The 22,261-nt window shown below is 57.0% G+C and carries 23 protein-coding genes; 14 read left to right on the forward strand and 9 right to left on the reverse strand.

Going from position 1 to position 22,261, the window contains the following annotated elements:
• Nucleotides 1-66 precede the first annotated feature (66 nt).
• Nucleotides 67-927, reverse strand: coding sequence for a LysR family transcriptional regulator (locus tag LQK91_RS07065; protein WP_003850092.1), 861 nt, complete (start codon nucleotides 925-927; stop codon nucleotides 67-69).
• An 87-nt stretch (nucleotides 928-1,014) separates the two neighbouring features.
• Here LQK91_RS07065 and LQK91_RS07070 point away from each other — a divergent pair, with 87 nt between their 5' ends.
• The 6 genes from LQK91_RS07070 to yniD all read left to right on the forward strand — a co-directional run bounded on the left by LQK91_RS07070 (nucleotide 1,015) and on the right by yniD (nucleotide 6,719).
• Nucleotides 1,015-2,187 (forward strand): cyanate transporter, encoded by a 1,173-nt coding sequence (locus tag LQK91_RS07070; RefSeq protein ID WP_105099452.1) that lies wholly within the window; start codon nucleotides 1,015-1,017, stop codon nucleotides 2,185-2,187.
• A 206-nt stretch (nucleotides 2,188-2,393) separates the two neighbouring features.
• Complete coding sequence (gene lldP / locus LQK91_RS07075) at nucleotides 2,394-4,049, forward strand: L-lactate permease (RefSeq protein WP_003850089.1); 1,656 nt, start codon at nucleotides 2,394-2,396, stop codon at nucleotides 4,047-4,049.
• Nucleotides 4,046-4,819 (forward strand): transcriptional regulator LldR, encoded by a 774-nt coding sequence (lldR, locus tag LQK91_RS07080; RefSeq protein ID WP_105099451.1) that lies wholly within the window; start codon nucleotides 4,046-4,048, stop codon nucleotides 4,817-4,819. The genes lldP and lldR overlap by 4 nt, the downstream gene beginning before the upstream one ends.
• Nucleotides 4,819-6,006 (forward strand): FMN-dependent L-lactate dehydrogenase LldD, encoded by a 1,188-nt coding sequence (gene lldD / locus LQK91_RS07085; RefSeq protein WP_105099450.1) that lies wholly within the window; start codon nucleotides 4,819-4,821, stop codon nucleotides 6,004-6,006. The genes lldR and lldD overlap by 1 nt, the downstream gene beginning before the upstream one ends.
• Nucleotides 6,007-6,063: 57 nt before the next feature.
• Complete coding sequence (locus tag LQK91_RS07090; RefSeq protein WP_003850085.1) at nucleotides 6,064-6,492, forward strand: OsmC family protein; 429 nt, start codon at nucleotides 6,064-6,066, stop codon at nucleotides 6,490-6,492.
• Between the two features lie 119 nt (nucleotides 6,493-6,611).
• Nucleotides 6,612-6,719 carry a small membrane protein YniD gene (gene yniD / locus LQK91_RS07095; protein WP_085980552.1) on the forward strand — a complete coding sequence of 36 codons (108 nt, stop codon included), beginning with the start codon at nucleotides 6,612-6,614 and terminating at the stop codon, nucleotides 6,717-6,719.
• 115 nt (nucleotides 6,720-6,834) lie between these two features.
• Here the strand turns inward: yniD and LQK91_RS07100 are convergent, their stop codons facing one another.
• The 3 genes from LQK91_RS07100 to LQK91_RS07110 form a co-directional block, all read right to left on the reverse strand.
• Nucleotides 6,835-7,068, reverse strand: coding sequence for a hypothetical protein (locus tag LQK91_RS07100; protein WP_008924857.1), 234 nt, complete (start codon nucleotides 7,066-7,068; stop codon nucleotides 6,835-6,837).
• Nucleotides 7,069-7,167: 99 nt separating this feature from the next.
• Nucleotides 7,168-7,338 (reverse strand): hypothetical protein, encoded by a 171-nt coding sequence (locus LQK91_RS07105; protein WP_003850083.1) that lies wholly within the window; start codon nucleotides 7,336-7,338, stop codon nucleotides 7,168-7,170.
• A 170-nt stretch (nucleotides 7,339-7,508) separates the two neighbouring features.
• A complete protein-coding gene (locus LQK91_RS07110) occupies nucleotides 7,509-8,159 on the reverse strand; it encodes a CPBP family intramembrane glutamic endopeptidase (protein WP_003850082.1) in 651 nt (216 codons plus the stop codon).
• 213 nt (nucleotides 8,160-8,372) lie between these two features.
• Between LQK91_RS07110 and LQK91_RS07115 the strand changes: the two genes are divergently transcribed.
• From LQK91_RS07115 to LQK91_RS07125, 3 genes are all read left to right on the forward strand, one after another.
• Nucleotides 8,373-10,976, forward strand: coding sequence for a bifunctional diguanylate cyclase/phosphodiesterase (locus LQK91_RS07115; protein ID WP_008924858.1), 2,604 nt, complete (start codon nucleotides 8,373-8,375; stop codon nucleotides 10,974-10,976).
• Between the two features lie 277 nt (nucleotides 10,977-11,253).
• Nucleotides 11,254-11,550: an I78 family peptidase inhibitor gene (locus LQK91_RS07120; RefSeq protein WP_003850080.1), complete on the forward strand. Its 297-nt coding sequence runs from the start codon at nucleotides 11,254-11,256 to the stop codon at nucleotides 11,548-11,550.
• A 158-nt stretch (nucleotides 11,551-11,708) separates the two neighbouring features.
• On the forward strand, nucleotides 11,709-12,026 hold the full coding sequence (locus LQK91_RS07125; RefSeq protein ID WP_105099449.1) for a hypothetical protein: 318 nt from the start codon (nucleotides 11,709-11,711) through the stop codon (nucleotides 12,024-12,026).
• A 13-nt stretch (nucleotides 12,027-12,039) separates the two neighbouring features.
• Here LQK91_RS07125 and LQK91_RS07130 read toward each other — a convergent pair whose 3' ends face one another.
• The gene (locus tag LQK91_RS07130) at nucleotides 12,040-12,291 is read right to left on the reverse strand and encodes a biofilm development regulator YmgB/AriR family protein (protein WP_003850078.1); all 252 of its coding nucleotides are present in this window, start codon (nucleotides 12,289-12,291) and stop codon (nucleotides 12,040-12,042) included.
• A gap of 434 nt (nucleotides 12,292-12,725) precedes the next feature.
• Here LQK91_RS07130 and LQK91_RS07135 point away from each other — a divergent pair, with 434 nt between their 5' ends.
• A complete protein-coding gene (locus tag LQK91_RS07135; RefSeq protein ID WP_071591687.1) occupies nucleotides 12,726-13,997 on the forward strand; it encodes a multidrug efflux MFS transporter in 1,272 nt (423 codons plus the stop codon).
• Here the strand turns inward: LQK91_RS07135 and LQK91_RS07140 are convergent.
• Together LQK91_RS07140 and LQK91_RS07145 are read right to left on the reverse strand one after the other, a co-directional pair.
• The gene (locus tag LQK91_RS07140) at nucleotides 13,882-17,016 is read right to left on the reverse strand and encodes a beta-galactosidase (RefSeq protein ID WP_146257621.1); all 3,135 of its coding nucleotides are present in this window, start codon (nucleotides 17,014-17,016) and stop codon (nucleotides 13,882-13,884) included. The genes LQK91_RS07135 and LQK91_RS07140 overlap by 116 nt on opposite strands.
• 399 nt (nucleotides 17,017-17,415) lie before the next feature.
• Complete coding sequence (locus tag LQK91_RS07145; RefSeq protein ID WP_003850076.1) at nucleotides 17,416-17,607, reverse strand: hypothetical protein; 192 nt, start codon at nucleotides 17,605-17,607, stop codon at nucleotides 17,416-17,418.
• Here LQK91_RS07145 and iraP point away from each other — a divergent pair.
• The 3 genes from iraP to LQK91_RS07160 all read left to right on the forward strand — a co-directional run bounded on the left by iraP (nucleotide 17,606) and on the right by LQK91_RS07160 (nucleotide 20,030).
• A complete protein-coding gene (gene iraP / locus LQK91_RS07150; protein ID WP_003850075.1) occupies nucleotides 17,606-17,860 on the forward strand; it encodes an anti-adapter protein IraP in 255 nt (84 codons plus the stop codon). The two genes, LQK91_RS07145 and iraP, sit on opposite strands and share 2 nt — an antisense overlap.
• Before the next feature lie 112 nt (nucleotides 17,861-17,972).
• On the forward strand, nucleotides 17,973-18,275 hold the full coding sequence (locus tag LQK91_RS07155; RefSeq protein ID WP_003850074.1) for a PsiF family protein: 303 nt from the start codon (nucleotides 17,973-17,975) through the stop codon (nucleotides 18,273-18,275).
• Between the two features lie 228 nt (nucleotides 18,276-18,503).
• Nucleotides 18,504-20,030, forward strand: coding sequence for an FAD-dependent oxidoreductase (locus LQK91_RS07160; RefSeq protein WP_105099448.1), 1,527 nt, complete (start codon nucleotides 18,504-18,506; stop codon nucleotides 20,028-20,030).
• Nucleotides 20,031-20,084: 54 nt separating this feature from the next.
• Here LQK91_RS07160 and proC read toward each other — a convergent pair whose 3' ends face one another.
• Entirely contained in the window at nucleotides 20,085-20,897 is an 813-nt protein-coding gene (proC, locus tag LQK91_RS07165) for a pyrroline-5-carboxylate reductase (protein ID WP_003850072.1), read from the reverse strand.
• Nucleotides 20,898-21,065: 168 nt separating this feature from the next.
• Between proC and LQK91_RS07170 the strand changes: the two genes are divergently transcribed.
• A complete protein-coding gene (locus tag LQK91_RS07170; RefSeq protein ID WP_003850071.1) occupies nucleotides 21,066-21,521 on the forward strand; it encodes a YaiI/YqxD family protein in 456 nt (151 codons plus the stop codon).
• Here LQK91_RS07170 and LQK91_RS07175 read toward each other — a convergent pair.
• Complete coding sequence (locus tag LQK91_RS07175; protein ID WP_105099447.1) at nucleotides 21,518-22,243, reverse strand: DUF2076 domain-containing protein; 726 nt, start codon at nucleotides 22,241-22,243, stop codon at nucleotides 21,518-21,520. The genes LQK91_RS07170 and LQK91_RS07175 overlap by 4 nt on opposite strands.
• Nucleotides 22,244-22,261 lie beyond the last annotated feature (18 nt).

Raw genomic sequence — 22,261 nt, forward strand, 5'->3', positions numbered from 1 at the left:
GACATTAATCTGACAAACGACGCTTCACCCTGCTGCGTTATTTTCCACTGACGACTATTCGATATCTCACTGCCAGCGCAGCTGGCCAAAGGCCGCCAGTGACTCTGCCAGTTCGCGCTGCAACGGATCCTGCGGCTGGCGGCAGAACAGTGCCAGTTCAAAGGTATCAATCAACGGCAGTCCCTGCTCAGGACCCAGCACCCGATGTTGCGGCAGGCGGCAGCTGGCGGGCAGTAACGTGAGTCCCAGTCCCTGCGCACTGGCGGCGGCCAGCGCGACCAGGCTGGCGCTGCTGTAGCTAATGCGCCAGCTTCGACCCAGCGCATCCAGCGTCTGGCACACCTCGTCACGATAGAGCCCCTGCTGGGGAAACAGCACCAGCGGCACCGGCGTCTGTTCAAAGCAGGGCCACTCCGCGCTGTCGAGCCACAGCAGGGGTTCGGGACGCGACGCCATCGGACGCTCGCCGTAAGGCTGCTTGATCAGCATGATGTCGAGCTCTTCACGCTGCCAGGCGCGACGCAACTCCACCTGCATGCCACTCATCACATCCAGCCGCAACTGCGGATGGTCGCGGCTGAAGTGCGCCAGCAGGCCGGCAGTGGGTGCAGCGAAATCCTCCGGCACGCCAAGGCGCAACACGCCGTCGCGCCACTGGTCACTCAGCACATCGTGCGCTTCGCCATTCAGAGCAATAATCCGGCGGGCGTAGCCTAAAAGTTTTTCGCCCTCTTCGGTGATCTGCACCTGATGCGAGGTGCGAACCAGCAGTTCCTTTCCTAACATCTCTTCAAGACGCCGCACCTGCTGGCTGACAGTGGATTGCGACAGGTGCACTCTGTCGGCGGCGCGGGTAAAGCTGAAGGTTTCGCACACCGCCACAAAGCTAAGCAACTGCTGCGGGGTAAACATGGGCTGACGATTCATTTTTCCACTACCTGGCAGAGTAATATTTCATTTCCAGATAGTAGCGACTGCTGCCAGGCTGGCAACCTTTAACTGCTTGGATCTCAGATGAAGAGAGAGAACAATCTGCTGCTGGCGGCGCTGGTGCTGGCAGGACTCAATATGCGACCACTGATGACCTCGGTCAGTCCGTTACTCGGCCAGTTGCGGCAGAGCATTGGTCTGTCGTCACTGGCGGCATCGCTGCTACCTGCGGTGCCGATGATGATGATGGGCGCGATTGCGTTAATCAGCGCCCCGCTGATGCAGCGTTTTGCGGTGCGCAGACTGCTGCTCGGCGGTCTGGTACTGCTGTTGCTGGCGCTGGTGAGTCGGCTGTTGGTTACTGATGGCCGCTGGCTGGTGCTGACTGCCGTGCCGGGTGGGGCAGGCATTGGCATTGTACAGATGGCAATGCCGGGATTGATCCGTCAGCGTTTTGGCAGCCGGAGCGCCGGCGTGACCGGACTCTGGGCCGCCGCGCTGATGGGTGGCGGCGGAATTGGCGCGGCTATCTCGCCGTGGCTGAGCGCACATTTTGGCTGGCAGGGCGCGCTGAGTAGCTGGGCGCTGCCGGTGGTGCTGGCTATTCTGGTCTGGCTGTTTATCACCACCGCGCCGCCCACAGCCCGGACAGAGGCAGCAGAGATGCCTTCGCTGTGGCGAAAAACCCGTGCCTGGACGCTGGCGCTGAGCTTTGGACTGGTGAACGGAGGATATGCCATCTGTGTTGCCTGGCTGCCTGACTTTTATCATCAGCTCGGCTGGAGCACACAGGCGGGCGGTTCACTGCTTGGTATGATGATCGCCTGTCAGGTCTCGGGTGCGCTGCTGTTGCCGTTGCTGGCTCGGGGCCGCGATCGTCGTCCGCTGTTGCTGTTCACGCTGGCGATGCAGCTCAGCGGCATGCTCGGCTTTCTGCTTGCGCCACAAGGGGTGCCGTGGCTCTGGGCGGGGATTGCGGGCGTCGGACTGGGCGGGGCGTTTCCGCTGGCACTGGTGCTGGCGCTGGATCATCTTGATAAACCCCAGACTGGCGCACGGCTGGTGGCCTTTATGCAGGGCGTCGGCTTTATTATTGCGGGCAGCATGCCGTTTATCGCCGGTCAGCTGCATGCGTTCACCGGCCAGTTCGCCAGCATCTGGATTCTGCAGGCGGCGGTTACGCTGCTGCTGGTCGTCCTGACTCTGCGTTTCCATCCACGCAGCTATCAGCGGGCCTTTCCCGGCGTGAGTAGCTGATTTTGGTCGGACCAATCAAAGCAATAATTTTCTCTGGTTCACACTCCAGAAATATTCGCGCAACTTCTATTGCCACGGATTAACAATACATTAACCATCTCTTGCCACAAGCCCCGATAAAGCATTTTGGTCTGACCAATTCGGGGCACAGGGCATGCAGCGCTGCGGCTACATGCTTCGTCACCTCTTCCTCTGGAGATACTGGCATGCAGATCTGGCAACAAAACTACGATCCGCTGGGTAATATCTGGCTCTCAAGCCTTGTTGCTCTGATCCCGATTCTCTTTTTCTTCTTTGCGCTGATTAAGCTGAAGATGAAAGGCTATCTGGCGGCTACCACTACAGTGGTGCTGGCGCTGTTGGTGGCGTTGTTTCTCTATCAGATGCCGGTTGCACAGGCGCTGGCCGCCGTGGGTTATGGCTTTCTCTATGGATTGTGGCCGATTGCCTGGATTATTGTCGCGGCGGTATTCGTCTACAAGATCTCAGTCAAAACCGGCCAGTTCGATATTATCCGCGCCTCTATCCTCTCGATTACGCCCGATCAGCGTCTGCAGATGCTGATTGTCGGCTTCTCATTTGGGGCTTTCCTGGAGGGCGCTGCAGGCTTTGGTGCGCCAGTGGCGATTACTGCCGCGCTGCTGGTGGGACTCGGCTTTAATCCACTCTACGCCGCCGGCCTCTGCCTGATTGTAAACACCGCGCCAGTCGCCTTTGGTGCGATGGGCATTCCGATTATTGTGGCGGGTCAGGTAACCGGACTGGACAGTTTTGCCATCGGTCAGATGGCCGGACGCCAGCTGCCGCTGCTGACCCTGATTGTGCTGTTCTGGATCATGGCGATCATGGATGGCTGGCGAGGCGTGAAAGAGACCTGGCCAGCGGTGGTTGTCGCGGGCGGATCCTTTGCCATTGCCCAGTTCCTCAGCTCCAACTTCCTGGGGCCTGAACTGCCCGATATTATCTCTTCACTCGCCTCGCTGGTTTCGCTGACGCTATTCCTGCGGGTCTGGAAACCGGTGCGTATCTTTCGGTTTGCCGATGCAGAGGCGAAGCAGGGCGATCCGCTGCTGCCTCCGCAGAAGTATCGGCTGGGCCAGGTGATCCGTGCCTGGATGCCGTTCCTGTTTCTTACTGCCACCGTCACGCTCTGGAGCATTCCGCCGTTTAAAGCGCTGTTTGCCAAAGGCGGTGCGCTCTATGACTGGGTGCTGGCTGTGCCGGTTCCGATGCTGAATGAGCTGGTGGCGCGGATGCCACCGGTCGTCAGCAGTGCGACGCCTTATCCGGCAATCTATAAACTGGATCTGGTTTCCGCCACGGGTACCGCCATTTTAATCGCAGCCATCATCGCTATGCTGTTCCTGCGCATGAAACCAAAGGCGGCGTTGCAGACCTTTGGTGAAACGCTGAAAGAGCTGGCGCTGCCAATCTACTCCATCGGAATGGTGCTGGCGTTTGCGTTTATCTCCAACTATTCCGGCCTCTCTGCGACGCTGGCACTGGCGCTGGCACATACCGGCCATGCCTTTACCTTCTTCTCGCCGTTCCTCGGCTGGCTGGGTGTCTTCCTGACCGGATCAGATACCTCATCGAATGCACTGTTTGCCGCGTTACAGGCCACCACTGCCCAGCAGATTGGGGTCTCCGATATTTTGCTGGTGGCGGCGAATACCACCGGCGGCGTGACCGGTAAGATGATCTCGCCGCAGTCGATCGCCATCGCCTGTGCAGCGGTCGGGCTGGTGGGGAAAGAGTCCGACCTGTTCCGGTTTACCGTTAAACACAGTCTGATTTTCACCTGTATGGTCGGTGTGATTACCACACTTCAGGCCTATGTTTTCCCGTGGATGATCCCATGAACAGCCATGTCGATCCGCTGGTGATGCGCCTCCGGGCGTATATCACCGAACATCAGCTTGAACCGGGTATGCGACTGCCCGCCGAACGTCAGCTCTCTGCGGAGCTTGGCGTCTCCCGCTCCTCGTTGCGGGAAGCGATACAGCAGCTGATCAGCAGCGGAATGCTGATCAGCCGACGTGGCGGCGGCACCTGGCTCCGTCAGCAGCTGGCACCCTGGTCGGAGCAACGCATCGTCGAGCCGATTCGTCAGTTACTGCGCGACGATCCCGACTACCGTTACGACATTCTGGAGGCGCGCCATGCCATCGAGGCCAGCACCGCCTGGCATGCCGCACTGCGCGCCACCGACAGCGACAAAGAGAAGCTGCAGTTCGCTTTCGACGCCACCCTGAAACTCAAGGAGAGTGACGATCCCGATCTCGCCGCGCAGGCGGATGTGCGCTTCCACCTGGCGATTGCCGAGGCGTCGCACAATGTGGTGCTGCTGCAGACCATGCGCGGTTTTTTTGAGCTGCTGCAGTCATCGGTGATGCAGACCCGTCAGCGCATGTACACCCAGCCTGCGATTTTCGGCCGCCTGACGGAACAGCATCAGGCGCTGCTTGATGCAATCCTTGCGGGCGACGCCGAAGCGGCCCGTCAGGCGGCGATGCACCATCTGGGTTTTGTGCACACCACCATGAAAAGCCTGCATGAAGATGAAGCGCGTCAGGCGCGCATCACCCGTTTACCGGATAACGACATACGCAACCCTAAGGAATCTGACTGATGATTATCTCAGCTGCCAGTGACTATCGCGCCGCCGCGCAACGTATCCTGCCGCCGTTCCTGTTTCACTATCTTGATGGCGGTGCCTACGCCGAGCATACCCTGCGACGTAACGTGGAGGACCTGTCTGACGTGGCGTTGCGTCAGCGCATCCTGAAGAACATGTCGGAACTGAGCCTTGAGACGAAATTATTTAATGAAACGTTGTCGATGCCGGTTGCGCTCGCACCGGTCGGTCTGTGCGGCATGTATGCCCGTCGGGGCGAAGTACAGGCCGCGCGCGCTGCCGCCCTGAAAGGCATTCCGTTTACGCTGTCGACAGTCTCGGTTTGCCCGATTGAAGAGGTGGCCCCGCAGATCAACCGCCCAATGTGGTTCCAGCTCTATGTGCTGCGTGATCGCGGGTTTATGCGCAATGCGCTGGAACGCGCCAAAGCCGCCGGTTGCTCAACGCTGGTGTTTACCGTGGATATGCCGACGCCGGGTGCACGCTATCGCGATGCGCACTCCGGGATGAGCGGTAATCATGCGGCGCTGCGTCGATACTGGCAGGCGGTTACTCATCCACAATGGGCACTGGATGTGGGCCTGCAGGGGCGTCCACACGATCTGGGGAATATCTCCGCCTATCTGGGTAAGCCGACCGGGCTGGAAGATTATATCGGCTGGCTGGCGAACAACTTTGATCCCTCGATCAGCTGGAAAGATCTGGAGTGGATCCGCGAGTTCTGGGACGGACCGATGGTGATCAAAGGTATTCTCGATCCGGAAGATGCGCGGGATGCGGTGCGCTTTGGCGCAGACGGCATCGTGGTCTCGAATCATGGCGGACGTCAGCTGGATGGTGTGCTCTCTTCGGCGCGGGCGCTGCCCGCGATTGCCGATGCCGTCAAAGGTGACATCACGATTCTGGCGGACAGTGGCATTCGTAACGGGCTGGATGTGGTGAGAATGATCGCGCTGGGCGCAGACAGCGTGCTGCTGGGAAGGGCCTTTATTTATGCGCTGGCGACCCACGGTCAGCGCGGTGTTGAAAACCTGCTGAACCTGATTGAGAAGGAGATGCGCGTTGCCATGACACTGACCGGCGCAAAATCCATTAGTGAAATCACCCGCGATTCACTGGTCCAGGCGGAGGCGTTGCTGGCCCCAGCAAGCACAAAGCCACGTCCGCGTGCGGTGAATTAGCCTGCGAAAATGAATGTATTGTCTATACTTAGCTTCTTTACCAACAGGAGGAATGACATGACCATTCACAAGAAAGGTTCGGCGCACTGGGAAGGCGATATCAAAGGTAAAGGCACCGTCAGCACCGAGAGCGGCGTGCTGAGCCAGCAACCTTATGGCTTTAATACCCGTTTTGAAGGCGGTAAAGGCACCAACCCGGAAGAACTGATTGGTGCAGCGCATGCAGCCTGTTTCTCTATGGCGCTGTCGCTGATGCTGGGTAACGCGGGTCATCCGCCGGAAAGCATTGATACCACGGCCGACGTGTCGCTGGACAAAAAAGGCGACGGCTTTGCCATCACCAAAGTGGCGCTGACCAGCACCATCTCTCTGCCAGGCATTGATGCGTCAACTTTCGACGAGATTATCAATAAAGCCAAAGCAGGCTGCCCGGTTTCTCAGGTTCTGAATGCGGAAATTACGCTGGATTACACCCTGAACAACTGATGCCGGCGACGGGTCGCCTTTTGGTGGCCCGGACGTTATGCTATCCCCTCGGTCCTGTTACTGACCGAAACTGATGCGCCTTCTGGCGCATCTTCGCTTTCTGATGAGAGGAAACCGAGGTGACAAGATACCGGGCGGCCAAAAAGTACTGGAAGATGGTGCTGGTTCTTTTATGCATTTGCGGTGGTCTGCTGTTGATTCGCTGGGCCGCCATGATCTGGGCATGAGTCGATGAAGGGGACCGGGCGTCACACGCCGTGCAACGTTTTGATGGTGATGATTGCGCTGGAAGGGGAGCTCTGCCGGCTCACAGCCTCATGTCTGCCGGGATAATCGTGTTATTCAGACAAAGGCATCTTCACGCCGTTGTTTAGCCCGCACGTCACTGCGCGCAATGCGATACGCTTTGCGGGGATCGCCCACCACAAATTCAAAGGTTGGCGTGTAGTAAAATGGCAACCAGCCGCCATAGCTGCTCTCCCACTCCCATCGGACGGGGCAGGGCCACAGAATGCCATCATACAAAAGATAGTATACCCAGCGTCCACCAGGACGACGGGGGCGTGATGTTTTCATGGGATTCACTACGGTAATGGTTAACAACAGCTTATATTTTGTACGCTAAAGCGCCAGCTTGCAATGTTACAGCGCCGCTTTATTGAACCTGGTCCTGAATTAGCGATGGACCTCTCCGCAAAGCAGGACCACATTCGGCCTGACTTTATGAATGCGGTTCGCCATCGTTTCGCAGTCGACCTTTGTCGGATAGATGCGCTCCGAGACCGGCAGCGCTTCGCAGGCATCGTAGCCGCACGCGCTCACTAACAACACAAATCCTATCAACATAGTTCCTCTCCTTTGCACGGTCTGGTGGTACGGACTGCGGTGCTTTTTATCCCTTTTTAACATCCAGTATAGACAAACGTGACGGTGCGGCATTGTCAGTGTGAGCTATGGTCCGTCCGCAGGGTCATGCCGGCGTCTGTCAGCGTGTAAGAAGAGGATTGATGCCTGCATTAACCCGCGAAATACCAGGCGGGCAGCAGCGCAATCAGGTTATTCAGGGTGTGGAGGAAGATGGGCAGCGCCAGACTGTTGCTCCGCAGCCGGGCATAGCAGAGCAGCAGTGAAAACAGCGTCAGGGCGATAAGCGTCTGCCAGTGCACATACTGCGTATGCATTACCGCAAACAGCAGCGAGGTGAGCAGCATACAGGCGAAGCGGCTGCGCGGCGCCCACAGCAGAAAACCCTGTAACAGAAAACCGCGGAACAGCACCTCTTCAAAAACCGGCGCCAGCAACACGGCGGTCAACAGCAGGATAAGCAGCGAATTACGTCCCTGCTGCGCCTGCATCACCAGCCAGCCTTCCGGCTGCATAAATTGCATCTGTGCTGCCATCAGGACAAACAACGCGCCGGTAAAGAGCAGGGTTTGCAGGGTATAAAGTTCACCCAGCGGTAAATCGGTACGGCGCTGGCAGTAGAAGCGATAAAGCGGGTAGATCACAGCAAATTCAAACAGACAGAGCACGGGCACCAGCAGGCCGTCATTACGCAGCACGCCGTAATTAGGGAACAGGGTGATCAGCATGGTAACCAGGTAATAGACCACAAAGCTGCCGACGTAGAACAGCGTCAGGGTCACTCTGTCGGAATTGATGTTCATAGGCGACTCAGCCAGCGAAGGTAAGCGCATAGTAGCAATGCCCCCGATCGCTGTCGAGTCAGCCTGTAACACAATATTTAAGCGCAAAATGTTTACCGCAGACTAAACACCCGAGCGCCCGAGCCGATAACTGAGGAAACTAATCGGGTCAGCACCCTGTGTGGTATTGCCGGCCTTTCATCTCAACCCCTGGTTGTGTAGTGGGCACTCTTAATGACTTTTAATCCTCCGGCGCCACCCGCGTTGCCATTCAGACATGTTGCTGAAGATCGCACTGTCCGCTTTACGCGGCGCAGCCTGCGTGTCCTTTCGCTGCTGCTGTTTGGCGTGCTGGCGCTCTCGATGCTGATGGTGCTGACGATTGCGCAGCGGCAAAACAGCGTATCGGTTGAGCATGACCGGCTGCTGATGCAGCAGGCGTGGAAAAGTCGTCAGGAGGCGATGGTAACGGATATCCGGGATTATGCGTTCTGGGGCGAAGCCTGGCAAAATCTCCATGTCAGTGTGGACAAAGTCTGGGCGTTTGACGAAGAGAACTTTGGTCCAGGCCTGTATGAGGAGTATCACTACGAGGGTGTTTTCGTGGTCGATGGTAAAGGCCACACCCGTTATTCAGTCATTAACGGCAAACTGGTGGATACGCCGCTGGAGGCCTGGCTGGGCAAAGAGACCTCTGCATTTATTGCGGCGGCACGTCAGCTTAACAACAAAGCGATGCATCGTGATGTGCTGATCAATCATCTGCCCGCCATCGTGGTTGCTGCCCCTATCACCAGTGGCAAAGTGAGGGCGGTGACGCCAGTGGCGGGGCCTCCGTCCATCATGATATTTGTGAGTCTGTTTACGCCTGAAAAATTAAAGGCGCTGGGAACATCGCTGGATGTACGCGAACTGCGCGCGCCAGCCAGTGAGGAGGATGCCCTGCGTGAACCCCGGATGATGTTAACGTTGCCGATGGGCGACCCGATTGTGCTGCGCTGGACCTCAAAGATGCCTGGCATGGGCCTGATCTGGTTTTTGCTGCCACTGCTGATGTTGATGGCGATCATCATCGCCATAATTACCCGTCGCGTCAGTCGCCATGCGCTCTCAAATGCAATTATCTCTGATCGGCGTTTCGCTATGCTGGCGATCAGTCAGCAGGAGCTTGCCAACAGCGAAGCGCGGTTTCGCGATCTCGCTGAGGCGGCGTCAGACTGGATCTGGGAGACGGATGCAGAGGGCCGGCTAATCTATCTGTCAGCGCGCTTTCATACCGTTACCGGCCATGACATTACGCACTGGCTGGGGCGTCACATCGATCATCTGCTGACGCATCCCAGCCATTCGCTGGTTGCCTGGCTGCGACGTCAGGAGGAGGACGGACAGCAGATGCCGCTGCGCTGTCAGTTCATGTCTGCGCACGGCAATCGTCGCATCGGCCAGCTGGTGGCAAAAACCATCTGGCACGACGCGAAACGCATCGGGTTTCGCGGTACGGTATCGGATATCACTCAGGGTATGGAAGCTGAGGCGCGCATTCAGTTCCTGTCGCGTCACGACGTCCTAACCGGCCTGTCGAACCGCATGCAGCTGCTGGAGTTTCTGACGCTACACCTTGCAATAACGGATGGCTCCGCGCCGCTGACGCTGGTCACCCTCGATCTTGATCAGTTCCGGCCGATTAACGAAACCTGGGGTCATGCAGCAGGCGACGAAGTGCTGAGCCAGATAGCACAGCGACTGAAGCGCTGTATTGGTCCGCAGGAGCTGGTGGCGCGGCTGAGTGGCGATGAGTTTGTGCTGGTATTACGTGAAGCGAACCGTGAGCGGGTCGCTCAGCGTTGTGCTCAGCTGGTGCATGAGGTTCAGCAACCGATCAGCACCGGCCAGCATGTCCACTATCTTACCATCAGCATGGGGATTGCCTGTGCACCTCAGGATGCCAGCCACCCGGAAGCGCTGCTGGAAATGGCAGATATTGCGCTGAATGAAGCGCGTGACGCGGGACGCAATCAGTGGGTCTGGTATGCCAATGAGATGACCAGCCAGCGGGAAGATAAACGTGAAATGGCGCGGCGGATTGAGAAAGCGCTGAAGAACAATGAGTTTCGCCTGCACTATCAGCCACGCTATCAACTGCTGACGGGGCAGCTGGCGGGCGCTGAGGCCCTGATTCGCTGGCAGATTGCCCCGGATCAATGGATAACGCCCGACCACTTCATTCCACTGGCGGAAGAGAGCGGTCTGATCGCCACCATCAGCGACTGGGTGCTGATGCGCGCCTGTGAGGATGCTCTGGGGTGGGGCGGCGAACGCTATGTTTCAGTCAATATATCGCCAATGGAGTTTCGCACCAGCGACCTGGTGCAACGGGTCGCGAACGCGCTCGAGAAAAGTGGCCTGCCGGCAACCCGGCTGGAGCTCGAAATTACTGAGAACGTTACCTTTGAACACCCACAGCATGCGCTGGAAATCATGCAGGGATTACGTTCGCTGGGTGTCCGGTTGACTGTTGATGATTTCGGCACCGGCTATGCCGCGCTGGGCTACCTGAAAACCTTCCCGTTTAATGGCCTGAAGATCGATCGTTCCTGGATGAAAGATTTCCCGGAGTCGCAGCAGGCACAGTCGGTGGTCGCGGGGATTATTGCGCTGGCTCGCGCCTTTGCCCTGACGATCACAGCAGAAGGCATTGAGACAGAAGCGCAGTTAAACCAGCTAAAACAGCTCTCATGCGAAGAAGGGCAAGGTTACTTCCTTGGCCGGCCGATGCCACTGGCTGCATTCAGAACGCTGCTGGAAAGAACGGCGCAAAATCAGCCTGAGATGGCTTAACGCACTTTGACCGCCAGGGCGGTCATTAGCATTGCGCAGACAACAAAAATAATCAGTTCCATTATGACCTCCACGGGGCTGGGTAAGAAAATTCTTAAGAAAGTGTAGAGATTCACGGTGGCTTTTTTTGGCTGAGAGTGCGATTAATCTCAAAAGGACGCCTGCCCAGCAGTTGGCTTAATCCTGCTGTAACAACTTTACCTTTTGAGGGTTCAGGTCTGACGGCGCGTTTTGCTACTCTTGGGCAAGGTGTTACACGTCCAACAGGAGAATAAACGTGAGATTTTATGGAAAAGGGCTGCTGGTAGTCGGTCTGTTCGCATTAACCGCCTGTCAATCTGCCTCTCAACCCGACACTGCCCGTGTGGCGCAGGATCCCGACGCTGACCGCTGCGGCGCCTCACAGTTTCAACACTATATCGGCAAACCGTTGACCGCACTGCAGGGTCAGCACTTCGAACAGCAGGTGCGTCCGATCCCCTATAATTCAGCCGTCACCATGGACTTTAATCTCAACCGGCTTAATTTCCTGGCCGATAAAAATGGCAATATCAGCTCAGTTTATTGTGGCTAATGGCCAGAATGTCATAGGCTTGTCATAACAGCAGGCGAGGATAGCTGCGCGTTTGAGAAACTTCCTCGTCACACAATAGATAGTGCTCGTCTTGTTTATTCCCGCCCCGGCGGGAATTTTTTTAGCGTCCGCGGACCGGAACAGGAGCGAAGAAGAAGATGAAACGCATAGTGGCATTTCTGCCCACGTTGTTACTCAGCAGCACACTGGCGCATGCGTCCAGTGAAGACGCCTGGAAAAAGAGCCGCGAGGTGATAGTTCAGGCGTGCGTCAACGCCAGCCACCTGAGCAAAGTCAGGGTGCTGGGCGAACCGATCGAATATGACGACAACACAGGTTACAGTGCACTGTTGCTGGAGGGACGCTACCCGCAGCAGCACATGAAAAATAAGCGGGGACGGGAGCTCTGCCTGTTTCAGCGCAGCAGCGGACGTGCCAGCGTCAGCGAAGCGGATAAGTTACGCTGGGTGAAGTAGACGCCGGGTTGATTTACGGCTCCGGCTGCGTGTCGATCAACTGAGCCAGCAAGGTGCGATAACGCTGCAACTGCATCTCGTCGCCCTCTACTTCCAGTTTATCGATCACCCGCGCAATCAGCACTTTACTGGTGGCGGGCTCGCCCGCTTCCATTATTTCACGCAGGATCACCGCCAGCAGATCGGACTCTGGCGGTGTCCGCCAGGCCGGGCTTTTAAAATAGTCGCTGATTGCACGGCTGGCGCTATTTGGTTGTACTCTCATTTCCCCACCTCCGCTGAAACACGCCAATGCCCCTTACTGCTGAGTAAGGGCGTATCTGTATGAAATAAGCTGGTTTGCCTCAGCGTAGCCGGATGGTCTGCACCGTTTTTTGCGGAGGACGTCGCACCGATCAGAATGATCGCCACACCGCCACGGCTGGCGGTTTTTTAAACATAGAAGCGGGGAGCGGGGTTGTCAGTAACAGAATGACATATTTTTCCATATTGATGAGGGGGCGTTTAAGAAGCGCGTTTCAGTGCCGTATGTCATCCGCGCGCTTCGCACTCTGAATTCCTGCGTCGGTGAAATTTGTGCCGGTAATTGAGCCGAATCAAAGCAGAATCCGTTCTTTCACTCTCTGTGCCATGTTTTGTCGGTCACGCTGAGAATGCGTGCGTTAGACTGAGCCTTCCCTCTCTTTATATCGTCTGCTCATGCCACGCACTATTGAACCCTGGAAGATAAACCTGATCTCGGTCTGGTTTGGCTGCTTTTTTACCGGACTGGCGATTAGTCAGATTATCCCGTTTCTGCCGCTCTACCTTGAACAGCTAGGCGTAACCGGTGGCGAATCACTGAGCCTCTGGTCGGGTCTTACCTTCAGTATCACCTTTGTGGTCTCGGCGGCGGTGGCGCCGCTATGGGGCAGCCTGGCCGATCGCAAAGGTCGTAAACTGATGCTGCTGCGTGCGGCTTTTGGCATGGGCGTGGTGATCCTGCTGCAGGCTTTTGTCACGGAGGCCTGGCAGTTGCTGCTGCTGCGTGCCCTGATGGGGCTAACCTCCGGATATATCCCCAACGCCATGGCGCTGGTGGCGGCTCAGGTTCCGCGTGAACGAAGCGGCTGGGCGCTGAGCTGTGTCTCAACCGGTCAGATTGGCGGGGTGATTCTGGGGCCCATGCTGGGCGGGCTGCTGGCCGACTGGGTCGGTTTGCGTACGGTGTTTATTGTCACTGCGGTGCTGTTGATGGTCAGCTTTCTGGTGACGCTGTTCCTGATTAAAGAGACCGGTTATATCCCGGTCAGTAAAAAAGATAAGCTCAGCGGACGCGAGGTTTTCCGCTCGCTGGATAACCCAAAGCTGATGCTCTGCCTCTTTTTTACCACCATGGTGATTCAGATGTGCAACGGGTCGGTGAACCCGATTCTGACGTTGTTTGTGCGTGAACTGGCTCCAACTGCGGAGAATATCGCTTTTCTGAGTGGCGTGATTGCCGCGCTGCCAGGCGTCTCAGCGCTGCTGGCGGCACCCCGGCTGGGGCGACTCGGCGATCGCATCGGCACGCAGCGTATCCTGCTGGCGACAATGGTTATCTCGCTGCTGCTGTTTGTTGCGATGTCGTTTGTGACCAGCACGACACAGCTGGGGATATTGCGGTTTCTGCTGGGCTTCGCCGATGGCGCAATGATGCCTGCGGTGCAGACGCTTCTGGTACGTCATTCGCGCGACAACATCACCGGACGAATCTTCGGCTATAACCAGTCGTTTATGTATCTCGGCAATGTCGCAGGCCCGCTACTGGGGGCTGCGGTGTCGGCGGTGGCAGGTTTCCGCTGGGTCTTTTTTGCCACCGCCGTGGTGGTGCTGATTAATGTGCTGTTTCTGAAGCGTTTTTACCGGCGTCCGAAGACCGAGCTGCCCCTGGCTGAGAAATCGTCAGCTCAGCCTGCCAGCGCTGCTGAGTCAGTAAAAACTCAGGACTGACGCTGGGGCTCCAGGAGTCATCGCCGCCAACGCCCATGTGAAACGCATCCAGATGCAGCCAGCAGCCCGTTTCAGGATGCAGCAGGTGGCGGTGTGAAGTCTCCCGTAGCTGCTCCAGACTGAAGCGGCTCAGCGAGAAAGCGAAGTCGCCGCTGACCTGCCAGCTGCCGCTGTCGAGCTGACGCGTACCGCCACGCTGACCATTCTCGCTGGGGAAAACGTAGGGCGTTGATAGCTGATCCAGCGGCAGCTGCCAGCGGGAAAACTGCGCGGCCAGCTGGCGGTCGGGATAGTTTTCATGCGGACCCAGGCCCAGCCAGCTAACCTGCTGCGGGATGTGTGCCAGCTCACAGCGCAAGCCGATGCGTGCGGGCGGTGGCAATCCGCGCGACTGCTCAACCGACAGCTGCAGCTGTAACTCACCCTGCGCGTTGATCACATAACGTTTACGGCTGATGAACGCGAGCTCACCGTTGGCGAGCCAGCCATGCAGCGTCTCAATCTGCACTGCCTGCGACAACGTATTCGCCGTGATCGATACCAGACTGCTGCTCATCTGGTCATAACCCGCCGTTTTCCAGCGTTCAACCCAGGCATCAGGATCAACCCGTTCCGCTTCGCTGGTGCCGATGTCATTGTCCAGCGGCGCGCGGATAAAGCAGTCCTGAAGAGGGGAGAGCAGCGTCGGCTCCTCATTGACAAACCACTGCGTCAGTTCGCCGCTGTGGCGTGAAAAATGCCAGCGTTGCTGCTGATGAGTGACAACAATGTCACTGGCATCATTGTGCAGCACAGGTGCTTCGGCAGCCTCTGGCTGTGATGGCATTACCAGCGCCGAGGGCAGCGTCCACTGGTGCCAGGCGACGCGCCAGCCAGCAACGCTCCAGGGTGTGGCGTTGATCTGATGAATCGCGACGTTCAGCCAGCATTCGCCGTATAACGCGGGCGGTGTGGGCAGCGTGATTCGCTGCTGACCCTGCGCGGTGATATCCAGCACTATTTCGCCTTCTGTCACCACCTCTCCTTCCTGCTCAATGGACCATCGCAGCACTTCATTGTCACTGTGGCGGAACAGATAGTCGCTGCTGATCGTAACGCTCAGCGGATCGCGGGGATCAACGGTAAACTGATAAAACTGCTGGGCGCGCTGCGCTTCATAAAGCGCTGGATGTGGCGTGCGATCGGCAAACACCAGCCCGTTCATACAGAACTGACGATCGTTAGGCTTATCGCCAAAATCACCGCCGTAAGTCTGCCAGGAGTTGCCCTGTTCATCATGGCGGGTCAGGCTTTGATCCACCCAGTCCCAGACGAAGCCGCCCTGCAGTCGCGGGAACTGACGGAAGGCCTCCCAGTACTTCGCAAAACCGCCGAAACTGTTGCCCATGGCATGCGCGTATTCACACAGGATCAACGGACGCGTTTCGCCCGGCAGACCGATCCACTTCTTCAGCGACCATTTCGGCACTGCCGGGAACGGCTGATCTTCATCAACCCTGGCATACATCGGGCAGATAATATCGGTTGCGGCGGTATCTGCACCGCCGCCTTCATACTGCACCGGACGGGTTGGATCGCTGCTTTTCACCCAGCGGTAGAGCGCGTCATGGGTGGCGCCATGTCCTGACTCGTTGCCCAGCGACCAGATGATAATGCTGCAGTGATTACGATCGCGCTGCACCATGCGCGTGACACGTTCGCTGTAGGCCGCGAACCAGCGGGGATCATCGGAGAGCCGGTTCATCGGCTGCATGCCGTGGGTTTCGATATTGGCCTCATCCACGACATAAAGCCCGTACTGGTCACACAACCGGTACCAGAGCGGATGATTAGGGTAGTGCGAACAGCGGACCGCATTGAAATTGTGCTGCTTCATCAGCTCGATGTCGCGGCGCATCGTCGCCTCATCCACTACCTGACCGTGCTCCGGATGGTGCTCGTGACGGTTGGTGCCCCGGATCAGCAGCGGTTTGCCGTTGAGGCAGAGCAGGCCGTTGTCGATGGTGACCTGACGGAAGCCAACATCGTAAGCTTCCACTTCGACCAGCTGCTGATCGCCATCCAGCAGCGCCAGCGTCGCACGATAGAGGTGGGGCGTTTCGGCGCTCCACAGCGCGGGCTGTTCAACCGGCAGGCTGATCAGGGCGCGTTCAGGATAGTGACCCCGTTCGTCAATGATCGCGCTGCCCAGCGGCTGCTGACACTGCGCAACCTGCTGTTTACCCTGCCACAGCGTCAGGCGCAGCTGATAGCGCGAGGTGGCGTCCGGCGGTAAGGCGACGCGGACCTGGGCGCGTAGCTCGGCACGGGTAAACTCCGGGCTGAGCCGGGTTTCCAGCTGAACGTCGGCCAGATGCACCTGCGGTTTATGCAGTAATGTGACATCGCGGAAAATGCCGCTCATCCGCCACATATCCTGATCTTCCAGATAGCTGCCGTCGCTCCAGCGCAGCACCATCACCGCCAGCCGGTTTTTGCCCGGTCGCAGATGAGGACTCAGGTCAAATTCGGCGGGCAGGCGGCTGTCCTGAGAGTAGCCAATCCAGCGCCCATTGCACCACAGGTGAAAAGCCGAATTTACGCCGTCAAAAATGATGCGTGTCTGTCCCGAATCGAGCCAGGCTGTGTCAGTCGTGAATGTGAGCGAGTAACATCCGGTGGGATTCCCGGCGGGAACCAGCGGAGGATTAACGGGAATCGGATATTGTACGTTGGTGTAAATGGGCGCATCGAAGCCGTGCATCTGCCAGTTAGCCGGGACCGGAATCGTGCTGGCATCCGGCAGATCCTGCAATAACCAGCTGGCAGGCACCGCTTCAGGCTGAGCAAAGTAACTAAATCCCCACTCTCCGTTGAGACATTGCCGTGACGCCGAAGGATGATCATCGCGCGCCGCCGCTTCATCGCGCCAGCTGGCGAATGGCGGATGGGCATCCAGACGATGCAGCGAGGTCACGACCGGGTTCTCCCAGTCGCGCCGGGAGAGGATGTCACTGAAAGTAGCCAGAGAGAGAGTCATGATTTTATCCTGTAAATGTAATGCGCTCACAATGCGCAAAATTCGTCAGTCTGTAAAGTGTTCACCCTCCCGATTTACACAAATAGTCCTGTTAACAAACTCACCGGGATGTTGAGAATACGACGACATACTGGCGGTAAAACGTTAAGTCTGGTCAGCAAAGATGAATAGCCGCCTGAAGCAGAGGAATCTCACTTGTCGCCATGCCAGCGGCTTCATACACTCAGCCCGATTTTTTCACTCTGAGGTAGATAGGGTACGAATCATTAAGCTGGTGGCTGTTGTGGGATTAGTGACTGCATTAAGTGGATGTATTTTCCCGCCTCCCGGCGGCGGTTGGGGCGGACACGGTGGCGGGCCGGGTCACGGATTCGTAAATCCTCGTTAAGCTTCTCTGTTTCATTTCAGGCAAGCGACATTTAACCGCGGCAGTGCAACCCCACAAAACGTTTCGCCAGCAAAATAACCGTAAATGGCTGAACAGATGGGATAAATGTGGGCTAAGCCACTGAAAAAATGGCTGTCGCCCTCTGTTTTTTTAGCCAGCGTGGTGATAATTTCAGCTTTTCTCCACCGCTGAGACAACAGCATGAAAAACCTGATTGCTGAGTTACTGGTAAAGCTGGCTGAAAAAGAGGCGACAGCGAAAGAGCAAATGGCGCAGATTGAAGCACTGGAGATCGTTGTCACTGCGCTGGTTCGCAAGCTGGAGCCGCAACAACATCTGGCAATCACCACCAGCATTGAAAGCGCTATGGACAACGTGGCTGATGCTGATGATAACGATGCACGCCTGCTGCGCAATTACATTGAAAAGCTGCTCCATCATCCCCGCCAGTATTGATCCCGGAACAGGTCGGGAATGGGATCTTCCCATCACTTTGACCTCAAACATTTTCTGCTTTGCTTATTCGCTGCCAGAATAATAGAGGACAATCCACTGTGGAGTTATCAAGATGAAAGTCGGTTTAATGGCGATGATGATGGCAGGCCTGCTGGTCAGCGGGCTGGCAGGTGCTGCGGAGAAAACTCCGCAGCAGGAGAAAATGACGATGTGCAACCAGCATGCGAAATCACAGGATCTCAAAGGGGATGCGCGCAAAACCTTTATGAGTGAATGCCTGAAAAAGGACAGCAAGATGTCGCAGATGTCACCGCAGCAGATGAAAATGAAAAGCTGTAACGGTGAAGCCGGTGATAAAAAACTGGCAGGCGATGCCCGTAAAACCTTTATGAGTCAGTGCCTGAAAAAGAGCTGATGATGCCCACGGCCACGCAGGTGGCCGCTTCTATCTGCCGCCCGATGCGGATTCACTTCCCCCTCAACGCCGATTAAATTACCTGCCACAACAGCAGGTTATCTTTCTGAAACAGATTCCTCATCAGGCTTCCCGGTTCCTTTGCCACACTTACTGTTTGTAGGGGATTGCGCAGCGGGCTTTTTTGCCGTGCAGCATAAGACCAGAAACAGTGAAAGGAGCCATGCCGTGAACTATCAATTTACCGTCGACCTGAACGATCTGCCGCAGCGACAGCCGGTTAAAAAGACGCTCGGCGATGTTGATCTATTATTGATTCGCGACGGTGACAACGTCCGTGCTTTTCAGGCGAAATGTCCACACGCTGGCGCACCGCTTGAACAGGGCGCGATTTGCGGCGATCGGCTGGTCTGCCCGTGGCATAAAGCCGCGTTTGATATCGCCGATGGCAAAATGTGTGAACCGCTGGCGTTAGCCGATCTCAAACAGTACCCGCTTCGCATTGAAGAGGGCCGGGTACTGATAAACCCCAAAGCGATGTCACCCGCAGCACCCATTGGCAGCGGGGCAGATGCACCGGTCTATGTGGTATTAGGTGGCGGCGCGGCGGGTAGCGCAGCGCTATGGCGTCTGCGTCATGAAGGTTTTAAAGGCCGCCTGATACTGGTCGAGCGTGAAGCAGATGCACCCTATGACCGCACCGCGCTGACCAAATTTGTGCCGTCGGGAAAAATGGATATTAACGAAGTGCCGCAGCTGCTGAAAGCGGATGTGATGGACCACGTTGAACGACTCCAGGCTACAGTGAGCCGGCTGGATGCACAGCAGCAGCGGTTAATCTTCGAGGATGGCGGTACGCTTGCGTTCGACAAACTGTTGATCGCCAGCGGCGCGACGCCTGTTCTTCCCGATTTGCCGGGCAGCGATCTTGACGGGGTTCATCTGCTGCGCAGCAAAGCGCAGACCGATGAGCTGCTTCAGGCGGTGGATGCCAGCCATAAAATCGTGATTATCGGCAACAGTTTTATCGGTACCGAACTGGCGTCGGCACTGCGTAACCGCGATATTGACGTCACAGTCATTGCCCGCCAGGCACTGCCTTTTGCTAAACGGTTTGGCGAGCAGATTGGTCGCTATTTCTACCAGCTTCATGAGCAAAACGGCGTGAAGTGGGTGCAGGGCGAGATCGAAGCGCTGCAGGGTGACCAGAAGGTAAATGGCGTGCAGCTGAAGGGCGGACGCAAGCTGGATGCTACCGTTGTGCTGTTCGCGACCGGGGTTAAACCGGCCACCGACTTTATTCACGATCTGCCGCTGGCAGAGGATGGCAGCCTGCAGGCGGATGATCAGTTGCGGGTCGCTGATAATATCTGGGTGGCGGGGGATATCGCCACCTATCCGGCGGCACAGGGGCCGCTGCGTATTGAGCACTATCGCGTTGCACATCAGCAGGGACAGACTGCCGCATGGAATATGCTGGATCAAAACGTCGCTTTTGATCGGGTCCCGTTCTTCTGGACGACCCAGTATGGCACTCGTTATGAGTATGTTGGCCACGCGGCAGAATGGGATGAATTCCAGCTAATCGGTTCGCTGGAGGATAAAAAGTTTATGGCGTTTTATGGTCAGCAGGGGCAACTGGCGGCGATCTGCTCATGCGGTATGTATACGCTGACCGCTGAGCTGGTGGAGCAGATGCAGCACCCCATGACGCTTTCTGACGCGGTGGCGCGCTGTCAGGCGAAAATCAGTTAAGCTGCACGCAGGGCGGACCAGGCTGACGGGCCGCCCTGCGTACTTTCTCACCGGTTAGCTGCGACTCAGTTTCTCTGACTTCGCCATGCACTGCTGCATCGCTTCCATCACTGCCGAGCGCATCCCTTTTTCTTCCAGCACTTTCACCGCTTCAATGGTGGTGCCGCCTGGAGAGCAGACCATATCTTTGAGTTCAGCCGGATGTTTACCGGTGGTCAGCACCATCTGCGCCGCGCCTTTCACCGCCTGCGCAGCAAACTGATAGGCCTGAGCACGCGGCATGCCACCCAGTACGGCTGCATCCGCCATCGCCTCGATAAACATAAACACGTAGGCCGGTGCAGAACCGCTCACGCCGACCACAGAGTGAATCAGATATTCATCCACTACGGCCGCTTTGCCGAAGCTCTCAAAAATCGCCACGACTTCGTCGATCTCCGCCTGCTCAACCAGCACGTTAGGCGTTACCGAGGTCATGCCTTCGCTCACCAGTGAGGGCGTATTCGGCATTGCGCGGACAATTTTGCGATCGTAACCCAGCACGGATGAGAGCGAGTCCAGCGTCACGCCAGCGGCAATCGACACCACCAGCGCCTCTTTTTTCAGGCTGCCTGCCAGCTCTTTTAATACTTTCAGAATGACATTCGGTTTTACTGCGCCGAACAGGATGTCCACTTCACGCGCCAGCGCATCCGCGCTCTCTGCTGCGTTGATGCCATACTGCTCTGCCATCGCCTGGTTGGTCTCAGCTTTGCGATCGTAAACGAAGATATCAGACGGGGCGATTTTGCCGCTGTTGACCAGTCCGCCGATAATGGCTTTCGCCATGTTTCCCCCGCCGATAAATCCGATTTTCTTTGCCAGCATCGCCATCTCCTTAGGACATTATTCGTTTTTCTCAGTGAGCTAGCTTACTTCAGCCAGCCCGAATAACAAGTCAGCTGCAAGCGCGCTGGAAAGCGTGGCGCAAATTAAATTTGCCATTTAAGAGGAACCCGGCAAGATCTCAGGCTTCTCTGACTGTAAGGAATCATGATGTTTATCTGGGTCGATGCCGATGCCTGTCCGAATGTGATCAAAGAGGTGCTCTACCGTGCGGCGGATCGTACCGCGACCACGGTCACTTTTGTGGCGAACCAGTTTTTGCGCGTGCCGCCATCGCCGTATCTGCGCACGCTGCAGGTGCCTGCTGGCTTTGATGTGGCGGACAATGAGATTGTCAGACGTTGTCAGCCCGGCGATCTGGTGATCACCGCCGATATTCCGCTGGCGGCTGAGGTGATTGAGAAGGGGGCAGCAGCGCTGAATCCGCGCGGCGAGCGTTACTCACCGGCGACGATACGCGAACGCCTGACGATGCGTGATTTTATGGATACGCTGCGGTCAAGCGGCGTGCAGACCGGCGGCCCCGCGACGATGAGTCCGCGTGACCGCCAGCAGTTTGCGAATGAACTGGATAGCTGGCTCACCCAGCAAAAACGCTCAACTTAAACGAAGCTGTCGTCGTCGTCGAAATCGTTGCCGCCAAAATCGTTGAGATCGCTGTTGTCGGCATAATTGCTGTCCCAGCCCGTGTTCTGGTCGAGGAAGGCGCTGTCGTTACCGCCGTTAAAGTTATCGGCATTGTCATCGCCACCGTTGAAGGTGTTGAGATTATCATTCACCTCCGGCAGCGGCGGCTCATTGATGATATTCACAATCTCTTCCGGCTGTGAATGGTGGAACATGCTGGTCAGCATGTCGGCCATCACGACACCACCCGCGACGCCCACGGCAGTTTGCAGAGCGCCACCAAGGAAACCGGTGCCGCGTGGCGCGGGTGCCTGGGCAGGGACATACTGCTGCTGTGCCGGTTGCTGCGGCGCACTGTTCCACGGCGACTGTTGCTGCGGCTGCTGAACGGGAGGCTGCTGACGCGAACCGCTGCCAAACAGTCCCGACAGGAAGCCGCCGCTGCTCTGTGCAGGCTGCTGCTGCTGTTGCTGCAACTGTGCCACCTGGCTTTCCAGCGCTGACACTTTCTCATTGAGTTTTTTCAGCGCCGCTTCCTGAATCAGGATTGCCTGCGTCATGTAGTAAGGCGCGCCTGGCTGCGCCTGAAGATGCTGGTTAATCAATTGTTCGGCAGCGGCATCGCGTGCCACGGCCTGGCTTTCGGCCTGTTTCAGACGGCTGAACAGCCCATCAATCAGTTGTTGTTCTTCGCGTTGCATGATGACTCTCCTGTGGCG

The organism is Pantoea sp. MHSD4 (assembly GCF_021043305.1).
GTDB lineage: Bacteria > Pseudomonadota > Gammaproteobacteria > Enterobacterales > Enterobacteriaceae > Pantoea > Pantoea eucalypti.